General features: G+C 67.7%; 15 protein-coding genes. 9 read left to right on the top strand and 6 right to left on the bottom strand.

Annotated elements, in window-relative coordinates:
• Window positions 1–25: 25 nt before the first annotated feature.
• The gene (locus tag F464_RS0122195; RefSeq protein ID WP_018992059.1) at window positions 26–1,342 is read right to left on the bottom strand and encodes a TRAP transporter large permease; all 1,317 of its coding nucleotides are present in this window, start codon (window positions 1,340–1,342) and stop codon (window positions 26–28) included.
• Window position 1,343: 1 nt separating this feature from the next.
• Window positions 1,344–1,874: a TRAP transporter small permease gene (locus F464_RS0122190; protein ID WP_018992058.1), complete on the bottom strand. Its 531-nt coding sequence runs from the start codon at window positions 1,872–1,874 to the stop codon at window positions 1,344–1,346.
• A gap of 337 nt (window positions 1,875–2,211) precedes the next feature.
• On the opposite strand from F464_RS0122190, the gene F464_RS0122185 reads away from it, so the two are divergent.
• The 8 genes from F464_RS0122185 to F464_RS0122150 all read left to right on the top strand — a co-directional run bounded on the left by F464_RS0122185 (window position 2,212) and on the right by F464_RS0122150 (window position 11,678).
• A complete protein-coding gene (locus F464_RS0122185) occupies window positions 2,212–4,530 on the top strand; it encodes a bifunctional salicylyl-CoA 5-hydroxylase/oxidoreductase (protein WP_018992057.1) in 2,319 nt (772 codons plus the stop codon).
• 16 nt (window positions 4,531–4,546) lie between these two features.
• Entirely contained in the window at window positions 4,547–5,353 is an 807-nt protein-coding gene (locus F464_RS0122180; protein ID WP_018992056.1) for an SDR family NAD(P)-dependent oxidoreductase, read from the top strand.
• A 132-nt stretch (window positions 5,354–5,485) separates the two neighbouring features.
• Window positions 5,486–6,331, top strand: coding sequence for an enoyl-CoA hydratase family protein (locus F464_RS0122175; RefSeq protein ID WP_018992055.1), 846 nt, complete (start codon window positions 5,486–5,488; stop codon window positions 6,329–6,331).
• A gap of 10 nt (window positions 6,332–6,341) precedes the next feature.
• Window positions 6,342–7,547 carry an acyl-CoA dehydrogenase family protein gene (locus tag F464_RS0122170; RefSeq protein ID WP_018992054.1) on the top strand — a complete coding sequence of 402 codons (1,206 nt, stop codon included), beginning with the start codon at window positions 6,342–6,344 and terminating at the stop codon, window positions 7,545–7,547.
• Window positions 7,537–7,935, top strand: coding sequence for a RidA family protein (locus tag F464_RS0122165; protein WP_018992053.1), 399 nt, complete (start codon window positions 7,537–7,539; stop codon window positions 7,933–7,935). Before F464_RS0122170 ends, F464_RS0122165 begins: the two co-directional genes overlap by 11 nt.
• Window positions 7,936–8,127: 192 nt before the next feature.
• Window positions 8,128–8,613 (top strand): MarR family winged helix-turn-helix transcriptional regulator, encoded by a 486-nt coding sequence (locus tag F464_RS0122160; protein WP_018992052.1) that lies wholly within the window; start codon window positions 8,128–8,130, stop codon window positions 8,611–8,613.
• A gap of 124 nt (window positions 8,614–8,737) precedes the next feature.
• Entirely contained in the window at window positions 8,738–10,366 is a 1,629-nt protein-coding gene (locus F464_RS0122155) for an AMP-binding protein (RefSeq protein WP_018992051.1), read from the top strand.
• 136 nt (window positions 10,367–10,502) lie between these two features.
• The gene (locus tag F464_RS0122150) at window positions 10,503–11,678 is read left to right on the top strand and encodes an ABC transporter substrate-binding protein (protein ID WP_018992050.1); all 1,176 of its coding nucleotides are present in this window, start codon (window positions 10,503–10,505) and stop codon (window positions 11,676–11,678) included.
• Between the two features lie 139 nt (window positions 11,679–11,817).
• On the opposite strand, the gene F464_RS0122145 is transcribed toward F464_RS0122150, so the two are convergent.
• The 4 genes from F464_RS0122145 to F464_RS0122130 form a co-directional block, all read right to left on the bottom strand.
• Window positions 11,818–13,095 (bottom strand): DUF1329 domain-containing protein, encoded by a 1,278-nt coding sequence (locus tag F464_RS0122145; protein WP_026296227.1) that lies wholly within the window; start codon window positions 13,093–13,095, stop codon window positions 11,818–11,820.
• Window positions 13,096–13,115: 20 nt separating this feature from the next.
• Window positions 13,116–14,747 (bottom strand): DUF1302 family protein, encoded by a 1,632-nt coding sequence (locus F464_RS0122140; protein WP_018992048.1) that lies wholly within the window; start codon window positions 14,745–14,747, stop codon window positions 13,116–13,118.
• Between the two features lie 63 nt (window positions 14,748–14,810).
• Window positions 14,811–17,183, bottom strand: coding sequence for an efflux RND transporter permease subunit (locus F464_RS0122135; RefSeq protein WP_018992047.1), 2,373 nt, complete (start codon window positions 17,181–17,183; stop codon window positions 14,811–14,813).
• Between the two features lie 35 nt (window positions 17,184–17,218).
• On the bottom strand, window positions 17,219–18,292 hold the full coding sequence (locus F464_RS0122130; RefSeq protein WP_157354084.1) for a WD40/YVTN/BNR-like repeat-containing protein: 1,074 nt from the start codon (window positions 18,290–18,292) through the stop codon (window positions 17,219–17,221).
• A gap of 480 nt (window positions 18,293–18,772) precedes the next feature.
• On the opposite strand from F464_RS0122130, the gene F464_RS31725 reads away from it, so the two are divergent.
• On the top strand, window positions 18,773–18,924 hold a 152-nt coding region (locus tag F464_RS31725), incomplete at its 3' end, for a phage integrase N-terminal SAM-like domain-containing protein (RefSeq protein ID WP_040394422.1).

Here is an 18,924-nt window from a genome sequence, read left to right as displayed (position 1 = left end):
GCCCCGGAAGGCGGTGGCGGGCGGACTACTGCATCAGCCGCGGCAGGCCCACGGCGAGCCCCGGCAGCGCGACGATGAGGCCGAGCACCGCGAGCTCGATCAGCACGAAGGGCGTGGCGGCGGCGTAGATCTGGCGCAGCTGGATCGGCGGTGGCGCGACCGACTGCATCACCATCAGCAGCAGGCCGAACGGCGGCGTCAGCAGGCCGAGCTCCATCGCGACGAGCATCAGCACGCCCAGCCACACCGGGTCGATGCCGGCGGCGTTGGCGAGCGGCATGAAGAACGGCAGCGTGATCATCATCATGCTGATCTGGTCGATGACGCAGCCGAGCACGAGCAGGATCGCGAGCATGCCGAGGACGAGCATCAGCGGGGAGAGCTCCAGCCCCCGGATCAGGCTCAACGCACCGCTCGTAGCGCCGGAGAAGCTCAGGATCTGCGCGAACGTCGTCGAGGCGACGAGCACGAACAGGATCACGACCGAAACGCGAGCGGTCTCGACGAGCGATTTCTGCAGCGCACGCAGCGTCAGGGCGCGGTAGCAAGCGGTCGCTGCGACCGATGCGACGACGCCGATCGCCGCCGATTCGGTGGGCGACGCCCAGCCGGCGAGCATGCTGCCGACGACCGCAGCGAAGATCGAGAACAGGGGCAGGACGTCGCGCATGAACGGCTTCCAGCGCGTCCACGCATCGGGCTCGCGCGGTGCGTCGTCGATCGGTGCCGATTGCGGATCGATGCGGCAGCGGATCATCACGTACGCGAGGAAACAGGCCGCCATCACGAGGCCGGGCACGATGCCCCCGATCAGCAGCTGCGCGATCGAGATGCCGGCGAGGCTGCCGAGCATCACCGCGAGCGCCGACGGCGGGACCAGCATCGCGATGCCGCCGACCGCCATGATCGGTCCCATCGCCAGGGTCGGGTGATAGCCGCGCTTGAGCATCTCCGGCAGCATCACGCCGCCCATCATCGCGGTGTTCGCGATCGTCGAGCCCGACAGTGCGGCGAACGTCGTGCCGCCGAGCACCGACACCACCGACAGGCGCCCGGGCAGCCGCGCGATCAGGCGCTCGATCGCCTCGATGGCGCGGAAGGCGAGCCCGGTATGGAACAGCACTTCGCCCATCAGCACGAACAGCGGGATCGGTGTCAGCGAGAAGCTCGTCACCGACCCCACCGAGTTCCGCACCAGCTGGGCGAGCCCGGCTTCGCCGCCGAGGAACACCCACGCGCCGACCAGGTTCACGCCAAGGAAGGTGAACGCGACCGGCAGTCCGATCCCCATCAGGCCGAACATCAGGCCGAGCATCAGCGCCAACGCCCAATACCATTCCATGTCAGCGGCCCTCCGCGGCGAGGCCGATGGTGAAACGGCGCGCGAACTCGATCGCCAGCAGCGCGCACGAGAACGCCATCGGCAGGTTCAGCCACCATTCCGGAAACACGAGCACCTTGAAGACGAGGCTGCCCTGCGCCGCAGTGTCCGCCGCGACCGCCGCGGCCTGCCACGCGAGCACCGCGCAGATCGCGCAACATACGACGTCGATCGCCAGCTGGAGGCGGTGCCGGGTCCGCGCCGGCAGCGCGCGCACGACGACGTCGACACGGATGTGGTCGCCGAGATACAGCAGCCACGGCGCTGCGACGAAGGTCGCAATCATCAGGATGTACTCGGTCGCCTCCACGCTCCAGGCGATCGAGCCGAGCCCCACGTTGCGTAGCACCACGTCGGCGCTGACGAGTAGCGCCATGCCGCCGAAGAGCAGCGCGGCCGTCGCGCCGCAGGCCTTCATCAGCAGGTAATAGAGGTGTCCGGGGCGAGACCGGATCGACACGCCGGTTTCCATCGCCGCTTCCTGCAAGGCCATGTCGAACTCCTGCGGATGAGGTGGAGGGCAAAACTATTAAACATGAAATATTCAGTCAAGAAGTTTCGTCGCCGCGGCGCAGCACGCAATACCGCATTCGGCTCAGGGATACTGCCACCCCCGCAGCGCGGTCGGCCTCCCCGCGATGGGGGGGTAAAACACTCCCCGGATTTGCGTTAATGCATGCGACGGAGCGCGAGTCGCAGGACGATCGGCGCAGGCTCCGCTCACGACCAACATGCAGTGGTTTGACTTGATAGTTTAAGTGTGAAATATTCGAAACTAAAGCACAACGCGCCGATCCCGCCCCGGTCTGCGCGGACAGAGGAGACCTGAGATGCGCATCGTCTGCATCGGCGGCGGCCCCGCCGGCCTGTATTTCGCGATCCTGATGAAGAAGCTGAACCCGGCCCACGAGATCAGCGTCATCGAGCGCAACCGCCCGTACGACACCTTCGGCTGGGGGGTCGTGTTCTCGGACGCGACGATGGACAACATGCGGGAGTGGGACCCGGAGACCGCCGACGCGGTGCAGGTCGCCTTCAACCACTGGGACGACATCGAGCTGCACTTCAAGGGACGCACGATCCGCAGCGGCGGCCACGGCTTCGTCGGCATCGGCCGCAAGAAGATGCTCAACATCCTGCAGGAGCGCGCAGAAGCGCTCGGCGTCGAGCTCGTGTTCGACCGCGAGGTGGACTCGGACACCGAGTTTCCCGACGCCGACCTCGTGATCGCCTCGGACGGCATCAACTCGCGCATCCGCAACAAGTACGCGGAGGTGTTCCGCCCGGACATCGTCACGCGGCCCAACCGCTTCATCTGGCTGGGCACAACGAAGCTCTTCGATGCCTTCACCTTCTTTTTCGAGAAGACCGAGCACGGCTGGTTCCAGGCGCACATCTACAAGTTCGACGACACGACGACCACCTTCATCGTCGAATGCCCCGAGCACGTGTGGAAGGCGCACGGCCTCGACGCGGCCGACCAGGAGCAGTCGATCGCCTTCTGCGAACGGCTCTTCGGCAAGCATCTCGACGGCCACCGCCTGATGACCAACTCGCGCCACCTGCGCGGCTCGGCCTGGCTCAACTTCCAGCGCGTCAAGTGCGAGCAGTGGCACCACTACAACGGCAGGAGCCACGTCGTGCTGATGGGCGACGCGGTGCATACCGCGCATTTCGCGATCGGTTCGGGCACCAAGCTCGCGCTCGAGGACGCCATCGAACTGACGCGCCTGTTCCGCGACGAAGGCGACACGCGCGAGCACATTCCCGCCGTGCTGGAACGCTACCAGGCTGCGCGCAACATCGATGTGCTGCGCCTGCAGAACGCCGCGTGGAACGCGATGGAGTGGTTCGAGGTCTGCGGCGCGCGCTACTGCGATACGCTCGAACCCGAGCAGTTCATGTACTCGATGCTCACGCGCTCGCAGCGCATCTCGCACGAGAACCTGCGCCTGCGCGACGCCGGCTGGCTGGAAGGTTACGAGCGCTGGCTCGCGCGCAAGGCCGGCGTCGCGGTGCCGGACGGCGACGTGCCGCCGCCACCGATGTTGACGCCCTTCAGGCTGCGCGGGCTGACGCTGGCCAACCGCATCGTGGTGTCGCCGATGGCGATGTACTCGGCCGAGGACGGCGCCCCGACCGACTTCCACCTCGTGCATTTCGGCGCGCGCGCGCTGGGCGGCGCGGGCCTGCTGTATACGGAGATGTCCTGCGTGTCGCCCGATGCGCGCATCACCCCGGGATGCGCGGGCATGTACAAGCCCGAGCATGTGAATGCGTGGAAGCGCATCGTCGATTTCGTGCATGACAACTCGGACGCGAAGATCGGCATGCAGCTCGGCCATGCGGGCCGCAAGGGCGCGACCCGGCTCGCGTGGGAGGGCATGGACGAGCCGCTCGAAACCGGCGCGTGGGAATTGATCTCGGCGTCCGCGCTGCCCTACCTGCCGCATTCGCAGGTGCCGCGCGCGATGACGCGCGACGACCTGGAGCGCGTGCGCAACGACTTCGTGCGCGCCACGCGGATGGCGGCCGAGGCGGGCTTCGACATCCTGGAGCTGCACTGCGCGCACGGCTACCTGCTGTCGAGCTTCCTGTCGCCGCTGACCAACTGCCGCACCGACGAGTTCGGCGGCGAGGTCGAGAACCGCGCGCGTTTCCCGCTCGAAGTGTTCAAGGCGATGCGCGCGATGTGGCCGACCGATCGCCCAATGTCGGTGCGCCTGTCCTGCCACGACTGGTTCCCCGGCGGCAATACCGCCGACGACGCGGTCGCGATCGCGCGCCTCTTCAAGGAGGCCGGCGCCGACATCATCGACTGCTCGTCGGGCCAGGTGTGGAAGGGCGACGCGCCGGTCTATGGCCGCATGTACCAGACGCCGTTCGCGGACCGCATCCGCAACGAGGTCGGCATCGCGACACTCGCGGTGGGTGCGATCTCCGAGGCGGACCACGCGAACAGCATCATCGCGGCGGGCCGCGCCGACCTGTGCGCCATCGCGCGCCCGCACCTCGCCGACCCCGCGTGGACCCTGCACGAGGCGGCGAAGATCGGCTTCGGCCGCGTCGCGTGGCCGAAGCAATACCGCTCCGCGCGTGGGCAGTACGAGACCAACCTGCAGCGCGCCGCCGCGGCAGCGACCAAGTGATCCCGCGACTACGACAATGACAACGACCCCCGACCCCAACAGAGAGAACGGCCCGCTCGCCGGCCGACACGCGCTCGTGACCGGCGCAGGCAGCGGCATCGGCCGGGCTTGCGCGATGGAACTCGCGCGGCTGGGCGCGACGCTCACGCTCCTCGGTCGCCGCGGTGCGCCGCTCGAAGCGGCCTGCGCCGGGCTTCCGGGCGAAGGCCACGGCCTCGCCGTCGCCGACATCACCGACTTCGCCGCCGTGCGCGCGGCCTTCGATGGCGCCGCCGCCGCGCGCGGGCCGATCGCGATCCTCGTGAACAACGCCGGTGCGGCGAAGAGCGCACCGTTCGGCCGCACCGACCCCGAGCTGTGGAGCGAAATGCTCGCGGTGAATCTCACCGGCACCTACCACTGCACGCGCGCCGCACTCGCCGCCATGCAGGCCGCGGGTTGGGGGCGGATCGTGAACATCTCCAGCACCGCCGGGCTCACGGGCTATGCCTACGTCGCCGCGTACTGCGCCGCCAAGCATGGCGTCATCGGCCTCACGCACGCGCTGGCGCTGGAGGTCGCGAAGCAGGGGATCACCGTCAACGCGGTGTGTCCCGGCTACACCGACACGCCACTGATCGAAGGGGCCGTCGACAACATCGTCGCCAAGACCGGCCGCAGCACCGACGACGCGAAGGCCGCGCTCGCCGCACGCAATCCGCAGGGCCGGCTCGTGCAACCCGAGGACGTCGCCGCCACCGTCGGCTGGCTGTGCCTGCCGACCAGCGACGCGATCCACGGGCAATCGATTGCGGTCGCGGGCGGCGAGGTGATGTGCGGCTGACCTGATTGGGCAAGGAAGCTCCCTCCCACTTGCGGGGGCGAGCGACCGTGCCGCCGGGGTGCTTACCGCGGCCCCCTACGACAAGAACTTCCCACTCGTCCGCAGGCGAGTGGGCCACCACAGGAGAATGAGATGGCAGAACTTTCGATGCAGGACCACAAGCGCCCGTTCAAGGATTACACGGCGCGCCACTTTCGCTGGGAATGCTCGGACGACGGGCGGGTCGCAACGATTACGCTGGACCGCCCGGAGAAGAAGAACCCGCTGACCTTCGATTCGTATGCGGAGCTGCGCGACCTGTTCCGCGGCCTCGTCTATGCGAGCGACGTGCGCACCGTCGTGATCCAGGGCGCGGGGGGCAACTTCTGCTCGGGTGGCGACGTGTTCGAGATCATCGAGCCGCTGACGAAGATGTCGATGCCCGAACTGCTCGCCTTCACGCGCATGACCGGCGACCTGGTCAAGGCCATGCGGCGCGCGCCGCAGCCGATCATCGCCGCGATCGACGGCATCTGCGCCGGGGCCGGCGCGATGGTCGCGCTGGCGTCGGACTTCCGTCTCGGCACCGCGGAAGCGAAGACCGCCTATCTCTTCACGCGCGTCGGGCTCGCCGGCGCCGACATGGGGGCCTGCGGCCTGCTGCCGCGCGTCGTCGGCCAGGGCAAGGCGACCGATCTGCTGATGACCGGCCGCGCGATGGGCGCCGACGAGGCGCTCGCCTGCGGCTTCTTCAGCGCGGTGCATGCGCCGGCGGAACTGCTCGGCAAGGCGCAGGCGCTGGCGAAGACCCTCGCCGACGGGCCGTGGTTCGCGCACACCATGACCAAGACCATGCTCAACCAGGAATGGGCGATGGGCATCGAGGAGATGATCGAGTCCGAGGCCCAGGCCCAGGCGATCTGCATGGTCACCGGGGACTTCACGCGCGCGTTCGAGGCGTTCGCGGCGAAACAGAAACCGAAGTTCGAAGGCTGCTGACGTGTACGCCATGGACCGCAGCTCGCTCGACCTGCCGTTCTTCGGTCCCGAGCACCGCACGCTGTCGGACGCGATTTTCGACTGGGCGGCTGCGCTGCCCCCGATCGACCATCACGACACCGACGCGGCCTGCCGCCGGCTGGTGGGCGCGCTGGGCCGCGCCGGGTTCCTGCGCTATTGCGTGCCGGCTGCCTTTGGCGGCACGCTCGCCGAGCTCGATTCGCGCGCGCTGTGCATTGCGCGCGAAACGCTCGCATACCACGACGGTCTCGCCGACTTCGCGTTCGCGATGCAGGGGCTCGGGTCCGGCGCGATCACGCTCGCGGGTTCGCCCGAGCTGCAGCAGCGCGTGCTGCCGAAGGTCGCGTCCGGCGAATGGATCGCCGCGTTCGCGCTGACCGAGCCCGAAGCGGGTTCCGACGTCGCCGCGATCGCGACGAGCGCGCGGCTCGACGGCGACCACTACGTGCTCGACGGCGAAAAGACGTGGATCTCGAACGGCGGCATCGCCGACGTGTATTGCGTCTTCGCGCGCACCGGCGACGCACCCGGCACGCGCGGCCTGTCGGCCTTCGTCGTGACGCCCGACATGCCCGGCTTCGAGATCGTCGAGCGGCTCGACGTCATCGCGCCGCACCCGCTCGCGCGCCTGCGCTTCAAGGGGCTGCGCGTGCCGGTCGGCAACCGCCTTGGCGCTTCGGGCGAGGGTTTCAAGATCGCGATGCGCACGCTCGACATCTTCCGCGCGTCGGTCGCCGCCGCCGCGCTCGGCTTCGCCCGCCGTGCGCTCGACGAGGCGCTCGCGCATGCGAAGGGCCGTGCGATGTTCGGCCACACGCTCGCCGACTTCCAGCTCACGCAGGCGAAGCTCGGCGAGATGGCGACCGACATCGACGCGGCGGCCCTGCTGACGGCGCGCGCCGCTTGGCAGCGCGACGTCGCGAAGAAGCCGACGACGCGCGAGGCGGCGATGGCGAAGATGACCGCGACGGAGAACGCCCAGCGCGTCATCGACGCCGCAGTACAGATGCACGGCGGGCTGGGCGTGAAGGTGGGCGTGAAGGTCGAGTCGCTGTACCGCGAGATCCGCGCGCTGCGTATCTACGAAGGTGCGACCGAGGTGCAGAAGCTCATCGTCGCGCGCGAACTCATGAAACAGCCGGCGCCGTCTGTGCCACCAAAGGCATCCTCCGCAGGAGACAAGCATGGTTCATAAGGTGATTCAGCCCGAGGGCTGGGCCGCGCCCAGGGGGTATTCGAACGGCATCGAGGCGCGCGGCCGCCAGGTTTTCGTCGGCGGCCAGATCGGCTGGGATGGCGATTGCCGTTTTCCGAGCGACGATCTCGTGCAGCAGGTCTTCCTCGCGCTCAAGAACGCGATCGACGTCGTGCGTTGCGCCGGCGGCGGACCCGAGCACGTGACGCGGATGACCTGGTACCTCGTCGACAAGAAGGAATACGTGGCCCGGCTCAAGGAAATCGGTCATGTGTATCGCGAGGTCATGGGCCGCAACTACCCGACGATGACCGCGGTGCAGGTCGCCGATCTCGTCGAGGACGCCGCGAAAGTCGAGATCGAGGTCACCGCGGTGATCCCGGACTAATGAAGGGATCATCAACCGTTCGCCCTGAGCCTGTCGAAGGGCTGCGGCCGGGCTTGGAGCGGTATTCGCTTGCCGCCTCATCAATCCAATCGCACTGCCCGGGGCGATTTTGCTTGAGCTCGAATTAATTCATGAGTAAAGTATTTTTGCCGCTCCGGCTCCTTCCGGCCCCTTTTCCGACTTCGAACCCGCATGCCCACGTCAACCACCGTCCGCCCCTCGAACGATGCCCGCAGCGACGAGCACGAGGCGCTGCGCGTCTGGCTGCGGCTTCTGACCTGCACGAATCTCGTCGAAGCGCAGCTGCGCACGCGCCTGCGCACGAACTTCGACTCCACGCTGCCGCGCTTCGATCTGATGGCGCAGCTCGACCGGCACCCGGAAGGCCTGAAGATGAGCGAGCTGTCGCGCCTGCTGATGGTGACCGGGGGCAACGTCACCGGGCTGACCGACAAGCTGGCCGACGAAGGCCTGGTCGAACGGCGCGACGACCCGCGCGACCGGCGCTCGTTCACCGTGATGCTGACGCCCGCGGGCCAGCGCCAGTTCGACCGGATGGCGCGCGAGCACGGGCAATGGGTCGTGGGGCTGCTGGCCGGGCTCGACCACGCGGAGAAGCAGCGGATGCTCAAGCTGCTCGACCGCCTGAAGGCGCATCTCTCGACGATTTCGGACTGAAGGCTCGACGGCGCGCCCGCGCTGCTACCGATTTCGCGCCACCGTTTCTCCTCGTCATAGGGGGGCGCGCTGCGAGCGGAATCCGTCATCCTTTCGGATTCACTTCTTCAGGGGAGATGCCATCGTGACCAGTCACGTCGATACCTTCGCCCGCGACCGCCTGCCGGCGCCTGAGCTGCAACCCGAATTCCTGTTCGATCTGCCCTCGCTGCAGTTTCCGCCGCAGCTGAATTGCGCGGTCGAGCTGCTCGACCGCCGCGTCGCCACGGGCGAGGGCGACCGTGTCTGCCTGCGCGCGCCCGGCGGCCTGTGCTGGACCTACCGCGAGCTGCTCGAACGCGCAAACCGTATCGCCAACGTGCTCGTGCGCGAGCTGGGCATCGTGCCGGGCAACCGCGTGCTGCTGCGCGGGCCGAACAGCCCGATGCTGGCCGCCTGCTGGTTCGCGGTCATCAAGGTCGGCGCGATCGCGGTCGGCACCATGCCGCTGCTGCGCGCCAGGGAGCTCGGCCAGATCCTGGACAAGGGCCGGGTCACGCATGCGCTGTGCGCGCACGGGCTGCGCGGCGAACTCGACGAGGCCGTGGCGACGCGCCCCTTCGTCGCGCACGTGCTCTCCTTCGACGATCCGTCCGCAGCCGGCCTCGAAGCGGCCATGGCGCGCCAGCCCGAAGCGTTCGACAACGTCGCGACCGCCGCCGACGACACCTGCATCCTCGCCTTCACGTCGGGCACGACGGGACAGCCGAAGGCAACGATGCATTTCCACCGCGACGTCCTCGCCGCCTGCCGCTGCTGGCCGCCGCACGTGCTGCGGCCGCAGCCGGACGACATCTTCATCGGCAGCCCGCCGCTGGCGTTCACGTTCGGGCTCGGCGGCCTCCTGCTGTTCCCGATGAGCGTCGGCGCATCGACCGTGCTGCTCGAGCAGGCGTCGCCGTCGCGGCTTCTCGACGCGATCGCCGAATTCGGCGCGACGATCCTGTTCACCGCGCCGACTTCGTACCGAGCGATGGCCGAGGACGCTCGCGAGCGGCGGCTCGGTGCGCCGCAGGGCGGGCCGCTGGCGAAATGCGTGTCGGCGGGCGAGGTGCTGCCGGCGGCGACGCGGGCGCTGTGGAAGGACGCGACCGGCATCGAGATCATCGACGGCATCGGGGCGACCGAGATGTTCCACATCTTCATCTCCGCCGACGAAGAGCATGCGCGCGCGGGCGCCACCGGCACCGTCGTGCCCGGCTATCGCGCGCGCATCGTCGACGAGGAAGGCCGCGAAGTGCCGGTCGGCACCGTCGGCCGGCTCGCGGTGCAGGGGCCGACCGGCTGCCGTTACCTCGACGACGCGCGCCAGCGCAACTACGTCAGCGATGGCTGGAACTGCACCGGCGATGCGTACTCCATGGACGCTGACGGCTATTTCCACTACCAGTCGCGACTCGACGACATGATCGTGTCGGCCGGCTACAACATCGGCGCGCCGGAAGTCGAGGATGCGCTGATGCAGCATCCGGCGGTCGCCGAATGCGCCGTCATCGGGGTGCCCGACGAGGAGCGCGGCCAGATCGTCAAGGCCTTCGTGGTGCCGCGTCCCGGCCACGGGGCAGGGGAGCTGCTCGCGCGCGAGCTGCAGGACTTCGTCAAGCGCACGATCGCGCCCTACAAGTACCCGCGCGCGGTCGAATTCCGCGATTCGCTGCCGCGCACCGAGACCGGCAAGCTGCAGCGCTTCCGGCTGCGCGAGGGGAAATCCTGATACCGCTCCGGGCTCATTGACGGAATCATTGAAGGGCTCCGGTTCGATTCCGCACAGACGGAAGCGGGGCAGATGCAAGGCGCCCGCGGCCGCTGCCCTTGCCGCGACTACACTCGAAAAACAGGAGGAGACGAAAGTGACCAACAAGAACGGAGCCTGCGTGATCCGCGGCCTTGCCGCCGTGGCGCTCGGCGCGCTGACGCTCGGCGCGGCGCACGCCGCAGAGAAGGTCAAGGTCGGGCTGATGCTGCCCTACACCGGCACCTACGCCGCACTCGGCAACGCGATCACCAACGGTTTCAAGCAATACGTCGCCGAGCACGACGGCATGCTCGGCGGGCGCGCGGTCGAATACTTCGTCGTCGATGACGAATCCGATCCGGCCAAGGCGACCGAGAACGCCTCCAAGCTCGTCAAGCGCGACGAGGTCGACGTGCTGGTCGGCACTGTGCATTCGGGCGTCGCGATGGCCATGGCCAAGGTCGCGCGCGACACGAAGACGCTGCTGATCGTCCCCAATGCCGGCGCCGACGAACTCACCGGCCCGCTGTGTGCGCCGAACGTGTTCCGCACGTCGTTCACGAACTGGCAGCCCGCATACGGCATGGGCAAGGTCGCCGCCGAGCGTGGCCACAAGAACGTCGTCACGCTGACGTGGAAGTACGCGGCAGGCGAACAGGCCGTCGGCGGCTTCAAGGAAGCCTTCGAGAAGGCCGGCGGCAAGGTCGCGAAGGAGCTCTACCTGCCCTTCCCGAACGTCGAGTTCCAGGCCTATCTGACCGAGATCGCGAACCTGAAGCCCGACGCGGTGTTCGTCTTCTTCGCCGGCGCCGGCGCGGCCAAGTTCGTCCGCGACTACGACGCCGCGGGGCTGAAGAAGCTCGTCCCGCTGTACGCGTCGGGCTTCCTCACCGACGGCACGCTCGACGCGATGGGCGGCGCCGGCGAGGGCCTGCTGACGGCGCTGCATTACGCCGACGGCCTGACGAACGCGAAGGACACGGCCTTCCGCACCAGGTACGCGACGACGTACAGGATGCAGCCCGACGTGTACGCCGTGCAGGGCTACGACGCCGCCCAGCTGCTGCGTGTGGGCCTCGATGCGATCAAGGGCGGCAAGCTCGATCAGCCGAAGATGATCAAGGCGATGGAGGCGGCGAAGATCGACAGCCCGCGCGGCGCCTTCACGCTGTCGAAAGCGCACAACCCGGTGCAGGACATCTACCTGCGCAAGGCCGAAGGCCGCGACAACAAGCTCGTCGGCGTCGCCGAGAAGGCGCTGGCGGACCCGGCGCGCGGCTGCCGCATGTAACGCGCCGGGCAGGGCCGGTGCCGGCCACGCCGGCACCGGGGCTCTGTATCCGCGCGGTCCCGCCCCCCACGAAAAGATCCCGGCGACCGAAGCCGCCGGGCGAAGAGGAGTAAAGGTCGGCACGCGCGGAGCCACTGGCTCAGCGGCCCGCGGCCTGCAGTGTTTGCAGCGAGTAGTCTTTCGCTGTTACGCCCGCGATGTTGGTCTTCCACGTCCCCGTGTCGACGAGGAACACCGTCGCGTGGTTGCGCTGGAAGTCGATGATTGCGCCGCCGCTGGTGCGTACGTCAGTGAAACCGTCCTCGGCTTTCGCCGCGTACGAGTGGAACTCCATGAACTTCCAGAACTCGCCTTTGCGGTTGTACGCCTCGCCGTAATAGATGCGCGGGTACTTCGTGTCCACGTACAGCACTTTCTTGCTGTACGGGTGCTCGGACGGCGTCGTCGCTTCGATGACATACACCTCGCGCGGCTCGAACCGGTTGTGGTTCATGTTCCAGTACGGCGCCGTGTTTTCGAGCACCGGGTACTTCTCGGCGAAATCCTTGCCGTTCTTGTTCCACAGCGGCGTCTTGCTGTTTGCGACCGCGAGCACCCAGCGCTTGCCGACCATCTTGTAGCCGGGATACCAGCACGGCCGCGCGTTGAATATCTCGAGGTCGTCCTGCAGTTGGTCGGACGAGCCGATCGGGTCCATCCACGCGCCACCCGACAGCCGACGCACCCGGCGCACGGCCGGGATGTAGGCCCAGACGTCGTTCACTTTCGTCGAGTCGTACATGACGCTGTAGGTGCCGAGGCCTTTCATGTCGGACGGCGCCTTGAAGTACAGCAGCTGCCGGCTGCGTTCGGTGCCATCGCCTTCGACCGCCTCGCCCGACAGCCGCCCTTTCATTGAGTAGCGCGTGAACTCGGCGACCGGCTCGGCGTGCACGCCCTTCTCGCCGTCGATCAGCACCTGCGTGAAAAACGGCACGTAGGCGACGTCGCCCGAGAGCTGTCCGAGATGCCAGTTCCACACGACTTTCTCGGCGGCCTGCGGATCCTTCACGTCGATGTCGGGAAACGGCTGGCCAGCGGCCCAGCCGTCGATCTGGCAGGTTTCGCTGTTGATTTTCGTCTTGCCGGCGTTCGCGCGCGACGCCTTGACCCATTTCGGATCGAGCGGGACCTCCTTCGACTTCGCCAGCGGCAGCTTCCAGCCGTTGTTGCGGATGCGCCATTCCATGCGCTCGGACAGCAGGTTCGCGACTGTGTGGCCTTCGAACGTGTCGCCCTTGATCTTGTCGATGTTTTCCGCCGAGATCACCGTGCCTTCGGGCAGCTCGGCCGCGCGCGCGGCGAGCGTCGTCGTCAGGAGCGCGACCGCGAGCGCGCCGAGAAGGGGCTTGTGGATCGGCGGATTGTGGATTGTCATCGTCATGTCTCCCTCGAGGGTCAGAACAGGTAGGTCAGGCTCGTGTAGAGCTGGTCGCGCTTGTGGAAGATGCCGAAGAGTCCGGTGTCGTCACAGCGTCCGGCGTTGGGCGGGGCGCAGTCGCGCGCATCGCGCCAGTCGTCCGACCAGAACGCGTCGTACTCGAGCTTCCAGCGCCAGTTCTTCGCGAGCTCGACCGTCACCGAGGGCACCGCGAAGCCGCCGCCGTAGGTGAGGTCCTTGCCGATGACGAATTCCGGCTTCACGCGCCCGTTGTCATAGCTGAGACTGAAGATGCCGGTCAGCAGGAAGGAATGCTCCTTCGTGCGAGCGCCCCAGCCGACGGTGTTCAGCAGCCGCTCGTCGTGGTCGTAGTTCTGGATCCATTTGTCGAAAAGCTGCACCGAGAAGAACATCGGCTTCTCGCTGCCCAGGAGGTGCTGCGTCGCCGCGATGTTCTTGTCCATGCGCAGCATCCACGCCAGCACGTCCTTGCGGCGAATGCCGTCGAAGCCGGGGGCGACGACCTGGGACGCGAACGAGCCGGGAATCTGCGAGATCTGGTACGGCAGGTCCTGCACGTACGCGACTTCGGTGCTGAACACCGCGTCGGCCCACTTCGCATAGCCGCTGGCGGTGAAGCCGAACACGTCGACGATCGGGTAGATCACGTCGCCGAAGAGTCCGTTGGTGTCGCTGCGTCCGATGGTGTCCACCGGGCTCGTCCCCGGCATGCCGTTGAACTTGCTCGTGCCGTTCATGATCGGGCTCGGCCAGAACGTCTTCAGGTAGGACACCGAATAGTTCACGTCGCCGGCGAGCCCGCTCCAGCGGATGCCGCCGGTCGGGTCGCGATAGTCGCCCTCGCTGTTCCTGTAGTCGTACGGGTCGATGTTGCGGAAGTCGATGCCCGCGTACGGCTGGCCGGACCAGCGACCGCCGTAGATGTCGAGCTCGGTGCCGATGTCCTTCCTGCGGTCCCAGCCGGGGCGCACGAACATCTCGACCCCGCCGCTGAGCTCGGGCACGTCGACGTTCAGCTTGAACATGATGTTGGTCTTGCGCAGCTCCTCGTTCGCCGGTTCGAGAAAGGTGCGCCAGGTGTAGTCGAAGCCGTGCACCAGGTCGTTCGCGGCGAAGAAATCGGTCTCGCCCCAGGCGATCTGCTGCTTGCCGAAGCGCATGCGGGCGCGCTCGCCCAGCGGGAAGTCCACATACAGCTCGCGCACGACGTCGCCGATGTCATTGCGGTTGTAGAGCTTCATGATGTCGCCGCGCGCACCGGCATGGTAATTGTTCGCGCCCATCTTCTCGAGATGGCTCAGGAAGGGCGTTTCGAACTCACCGACCGCGCGCAGCTTCGCGACGACCGACACGTCCGGCGTGGCCTTCCAGTCGACGTTGAGGCGCGCGGTCGTGCGCGCCATCGACAGCTTGCCGCGGTCGTCGTAGTCGGGCGAGTCGACCCAGTTTTTCGTGTTCCAGGACAGCTCCTGGCGCAGGTAGCCGTCGATCGTCAGGCTGTCGTCCGCCGCGTGTGCCGGCAGGCCTAGCGTCGCAATGGCCGCGGCCACGGTGACGACGAGGGGTGCGGCGGCCGGCTTCTTGAGGCCGGTGCGTCTGTGCGCGCCGATGTGTCCTTTCCTTTTCATGTCTTCTCCCTTGGATGAATCGCAGCAATGCGCGGCGAAGCCGACGACAGTCGAACGGACCGCTCAGGCCGGCTGCATCGCAGGCCGCAGCCCGTCGAGCACCGGCGCCTCGCGGCGGCCGAAAATGAACGCGGGGCGGAACACGTAGATCACGGACGGCATCACGAACAGCGCCGACATCGCCGAGATGCCGAGCCAGATCGCCATCAGGAGGCCCATCTCGGCCTGGAAGCGCAGCGACGACGCCCACCACAGCAGGGTGCTGAAGATCAGCACGCTCGCGGTGACGACGACGCCCATGCCGGCCGAATGGAGCGCCTGGCGGATCGCGTGCTCGGGCGTGCTGCCGGCTGCGATCTCCTCCTTGATCCGGTCGGCGATGTAGAACGCGTAATCGACGCCGAGGCCGATGCCGAGCGCGGCGACCGGCACGGTGTTGATGTTCATGCCGATGCCCTTCCACGCCATGAAGCTGAAGGTCAGCGTGTTGGAGATGATCACCGGCACCATGAACAGCATCCCGGCCACCGCCGAGCGATAGACGACCGTGCAGATCACGACCAGCACGAGCAGCGCGAGCGCGACCGCCTCGATCTGGCTCGACAGGATCACTTCATTGACCGCGGCCATCACGCCGATCAGACCGCCGGCGAGCTGCCATCGCCCCTCGGGCAGCGGATTCTGGGCGATGAACTCCTTCACGCGCGCCACCGCCGTGCGGATCGTCTCGCCCTGGCGGTCGCGGAACATCATCGTCACGGCGCCGTTGGAATAGCGGTTGTCGGCGAAGCGGTCGATGTCGCCCGGCTCCGACACGGAGTCGAGGATCCCCATCAGGCTCCCATTGACCTGCTGCGTATCGCCCAACTCCAGGTAGCGCGGGTTGCCCTCGCGCAACGTGCTGTTCACCACCGGCAGCACATCGGCGATCGACACGGTGCCGCCGACTTCCGGCTGCGCTTCGATGAAGCGCTGGAAGCGGTTCATCGCCAGCAGCACGTCGTTGCTCTTGACGAGCCCCTCCTTGCCGTCCTCGCCGAGCACGATGAACATCCGGTCGACGCCCTGGAAGCGCGCGTTGATCGCGGCCGAATCACGGTTGTACGTCGACTCCGGCCACAGGATCGGCGAGCCCGGGTTCGCGTCGCCGATCTTCAGGTTGAACGCGTACAGCCCGGACACCGCCATGACGACGACGCTGCAGCCGATCACCGCGAAGCGGAAGCGCGACAACGCCATCCACACCCCGAGGTCGAGCACGCGGCGCAGCAGCGGCGCGAGGTCGAGCGGATGCACCGTGCCGTGCGGACGACGGATGTACGACAGCAGCACCGGTGTCAGGATCACCGCGCTAACCGTCAGCGTGGACACCCATACGACGGACAGCACCGTGAGTTTCTGCAGCATCGGGATCGGGCTCAGCGCCACCACGGCCATGCATGCGGCATCGGCGATGACGCCGAGCATGCCGGGGCGGAAGAGGTCGGCGAGCGCGACACGTGCGGCCCGGCGCGCCACGCCGTCGCCGGGCGGCAAGAGCTCGAGCTCGTCGTCGAAGCGGTTGACGATCTGCACCGAGTGCGACACCGCGCGCGACGTGATCAGCATCGCGACGACGATCACCAGCGGCTCGAACTGGATGCCGAGCAGGCGGCAGATACCGAGCGCCCAGATCGCGCTGACCGCCCCGGCCAGCAGCGGCAGCAGCACCCCACGCCAGGTGCGCAGCAGCACGAACAGCATCGCCAGGGTCAGCGCGAGTGCCGCGGCGACGAGGTCCACCGTCTCGGGGACGTAGTGATTGACCCAGCCGTACAGGATCGGGTCGCCGACGACGCGGATCTCGACCGTTCCGTCGTCGACCTTCGCGACGAGGTCGCGGATCTCGGCGAACACCTTCGCGTAATCGACCTCGCGGTCGATGAAGTCGACGGTGATCAGTGTCGCCTGCAGGTCCTTCGATACGAACGATCCATAGACCAGCGGGTTGCGCAGCACGGCTTCGCGGAGTGCCGCGAGCGCGTCCGCGTTCGCCGGCAGGTCCGGCCACATCAGCGGCCGCGTCTCGATGCCGTCGGTCGACGCGCGCACCTCCTTGAGCTTCTTCGACGCGAGCGACGTGATCTGGTATGGATTGACCGCCGACACCTCGCGCAGCCCGAGCGTCACCGTGCGCACCTTTTCGAGCACGGCCGGCTGGAAGATCTCGCCCTCGGGCACCTCGAACATGATCGTGACCATGTTCGAACCTCCGAACGTGTCCTTGAACTTCTGGTGCGTCTGCACGTACTCGTGCCGCGACGGCAGCAGGTCCTCGAAGACGGTGCGTACCTCGATGTGCAGTGCGAACCAGCTCAACACGAGGGTCAGCGCCGCGACGCCGCCGACGACCCAGCTGCGGCGGCGAATGCAGAATTCGGCAATACGTTCGATCATGGTGGTCTCTTCAGGCGGGTATTGAGGGCAGCGCTTCAGCGGCCGACGGGCGTCCAGCGCTCGCCGTCCCAGCGGCCGACGTTCGCGCCCGCGAACCAGGCCAGCCCGCCGGCGGGCACTACGCGCGTGTGCCAGGACAGATCGCGGTCGTCGAGCCGACCGCTCGTCCAGCGCGCGGCCTCCGCGTCGGCGGTCACCCAGCGGCCAAGCGCGCCCGCGCCGATCCAGCGGCCGCCGGCCGCGTCCCACGCGATGTCGAAGAGATGGTCGCGCGCGCCAACGTCGGCCTCGTGCCACGTGCGACCGCTGTCGCGCGTCACCAGCACGACACCTTCGAGCCCGACCGCGACGCCGACATCCGCGTCGCGGAACGCGACTGCCATCAGGGAACTCGGCACCGGCGCAGCGATCTCGTTCCAGCTCGCGCCGTCGTCCTCGCTCGTGAGGATGCGGCCGAACTCGCCGACGACGCGGATACGCCCGGCGCCGAGCAGCGCCACGTCGTTCCATGCGACGTCCTCCTCGTCGCGCAGCCGCGCCCACGTGCGCCCGTGGTCGCGGCTCATCAGCAGCGCACCCATCTCCCCGGTCGCGACCGCGACGCCGCCATCGGCGACGCGCACGCGGTTGAGTTTGTTCGCGACTTGCGATCGCGGCACTTCCGCCGCGGCGGTCCAGGTGCGCCCGCCGTCGGCGGTGAAGACGATCACTCCGTCGTTGCCGACCGCGACCGCGTGCGATGCGTCCCACACCGCGATGTCCTGCAGGGTGCGCTCGGTCGGCGTCGTGAAGCGCTCGATCCCGCCGTCCGCGCCGAGCGCGAGGATCTTGCCGTTCGAGCCCGCGACCCACACCTTGTCGGCCGCGAGCGCGAGCCCGTAGAAATGGTCCCGCTGCTCCAACAGCGGCGGCTGCACCGTGCTGCCGACCGGCTGAGGCTTGACGAAGAGGCCGGCCCACAGCAGGCCGGCGATGATCGCCCACGGCAGCATCGCGACCATTGCACCCGTGAGCGTCCGACGCCGTACGGGAGGTTCCGCCGCGGGCGGCACCGCGGCGGTCGCCCCGGCGCGTGGGCGGGCCGCGACGTAGTCGGGAAGTCTGTCCATGAGCGTGTCCGTCTCCCGGGTTCTGGTCAGCGGTTGAAGTGCAGGGTTTTCCATGGCGCTAACCATATGGGCGGGGCTGGCAGGGGACTATCCGCTCCCCGCAGGACCTATCCCGTTCGTGCAAGGGAATCCACTCTGGGGAAAGGGGGAACTGGGACAGAGTCTTGCGGGGGAGGGTGGGGGCTAGTCGGGGCGCGGCGGGTTGCCGCGGCGATTAAGTTCCGGATGGAGCAAAGCAGTCTGCCCGTGAAGGATCTGGAGCCGATCATCCGGAAGAGCAACCGAGTGCACGAAGTCCTGAACCGCAAGCGCCTGCTGCGAGAAAACCGCGGTGACTCAAATTCGGCCGAGGACTAAACCGCTCTCGCGGTAGGGCGCGCTGAACCGCTTCGAACGGTCAGGACGTCGGGGGTGTGCATCGGCAGTGCTCTGCCATGTTGGAGATGAGGCGACCCGCCTCGTTTTCGACAGGAGCACGTCATGGAAACGACTACCCGCCCGATCAGCCCCCTACGCCAGCGCATGCTCGACGACATGCGGATGCGCAAGCTCCATCCCAAGACGCAGTCCGCGTACATCCGCGCGGTGTGCAACTTCGCCCGCTATCTGGGGCGCTCGCCGGATACCGCGAC

The organism is Aromatoleum toluclasticum ATCC 700605 (genome assembly GCF_000378245.1).
Lineage (GTDB): Bacteria > Pseudomonadota > Gammaproteobacteria > Burkholderiales > Rhodocyclaceae > Aromatoleum > Aromatoleum toluclasticum.
The sequence above is the reverse complement of the archived record's forward strand: the minus strand, read 5'-3'. Positions and strand labels throughout refer to the sequence as shown.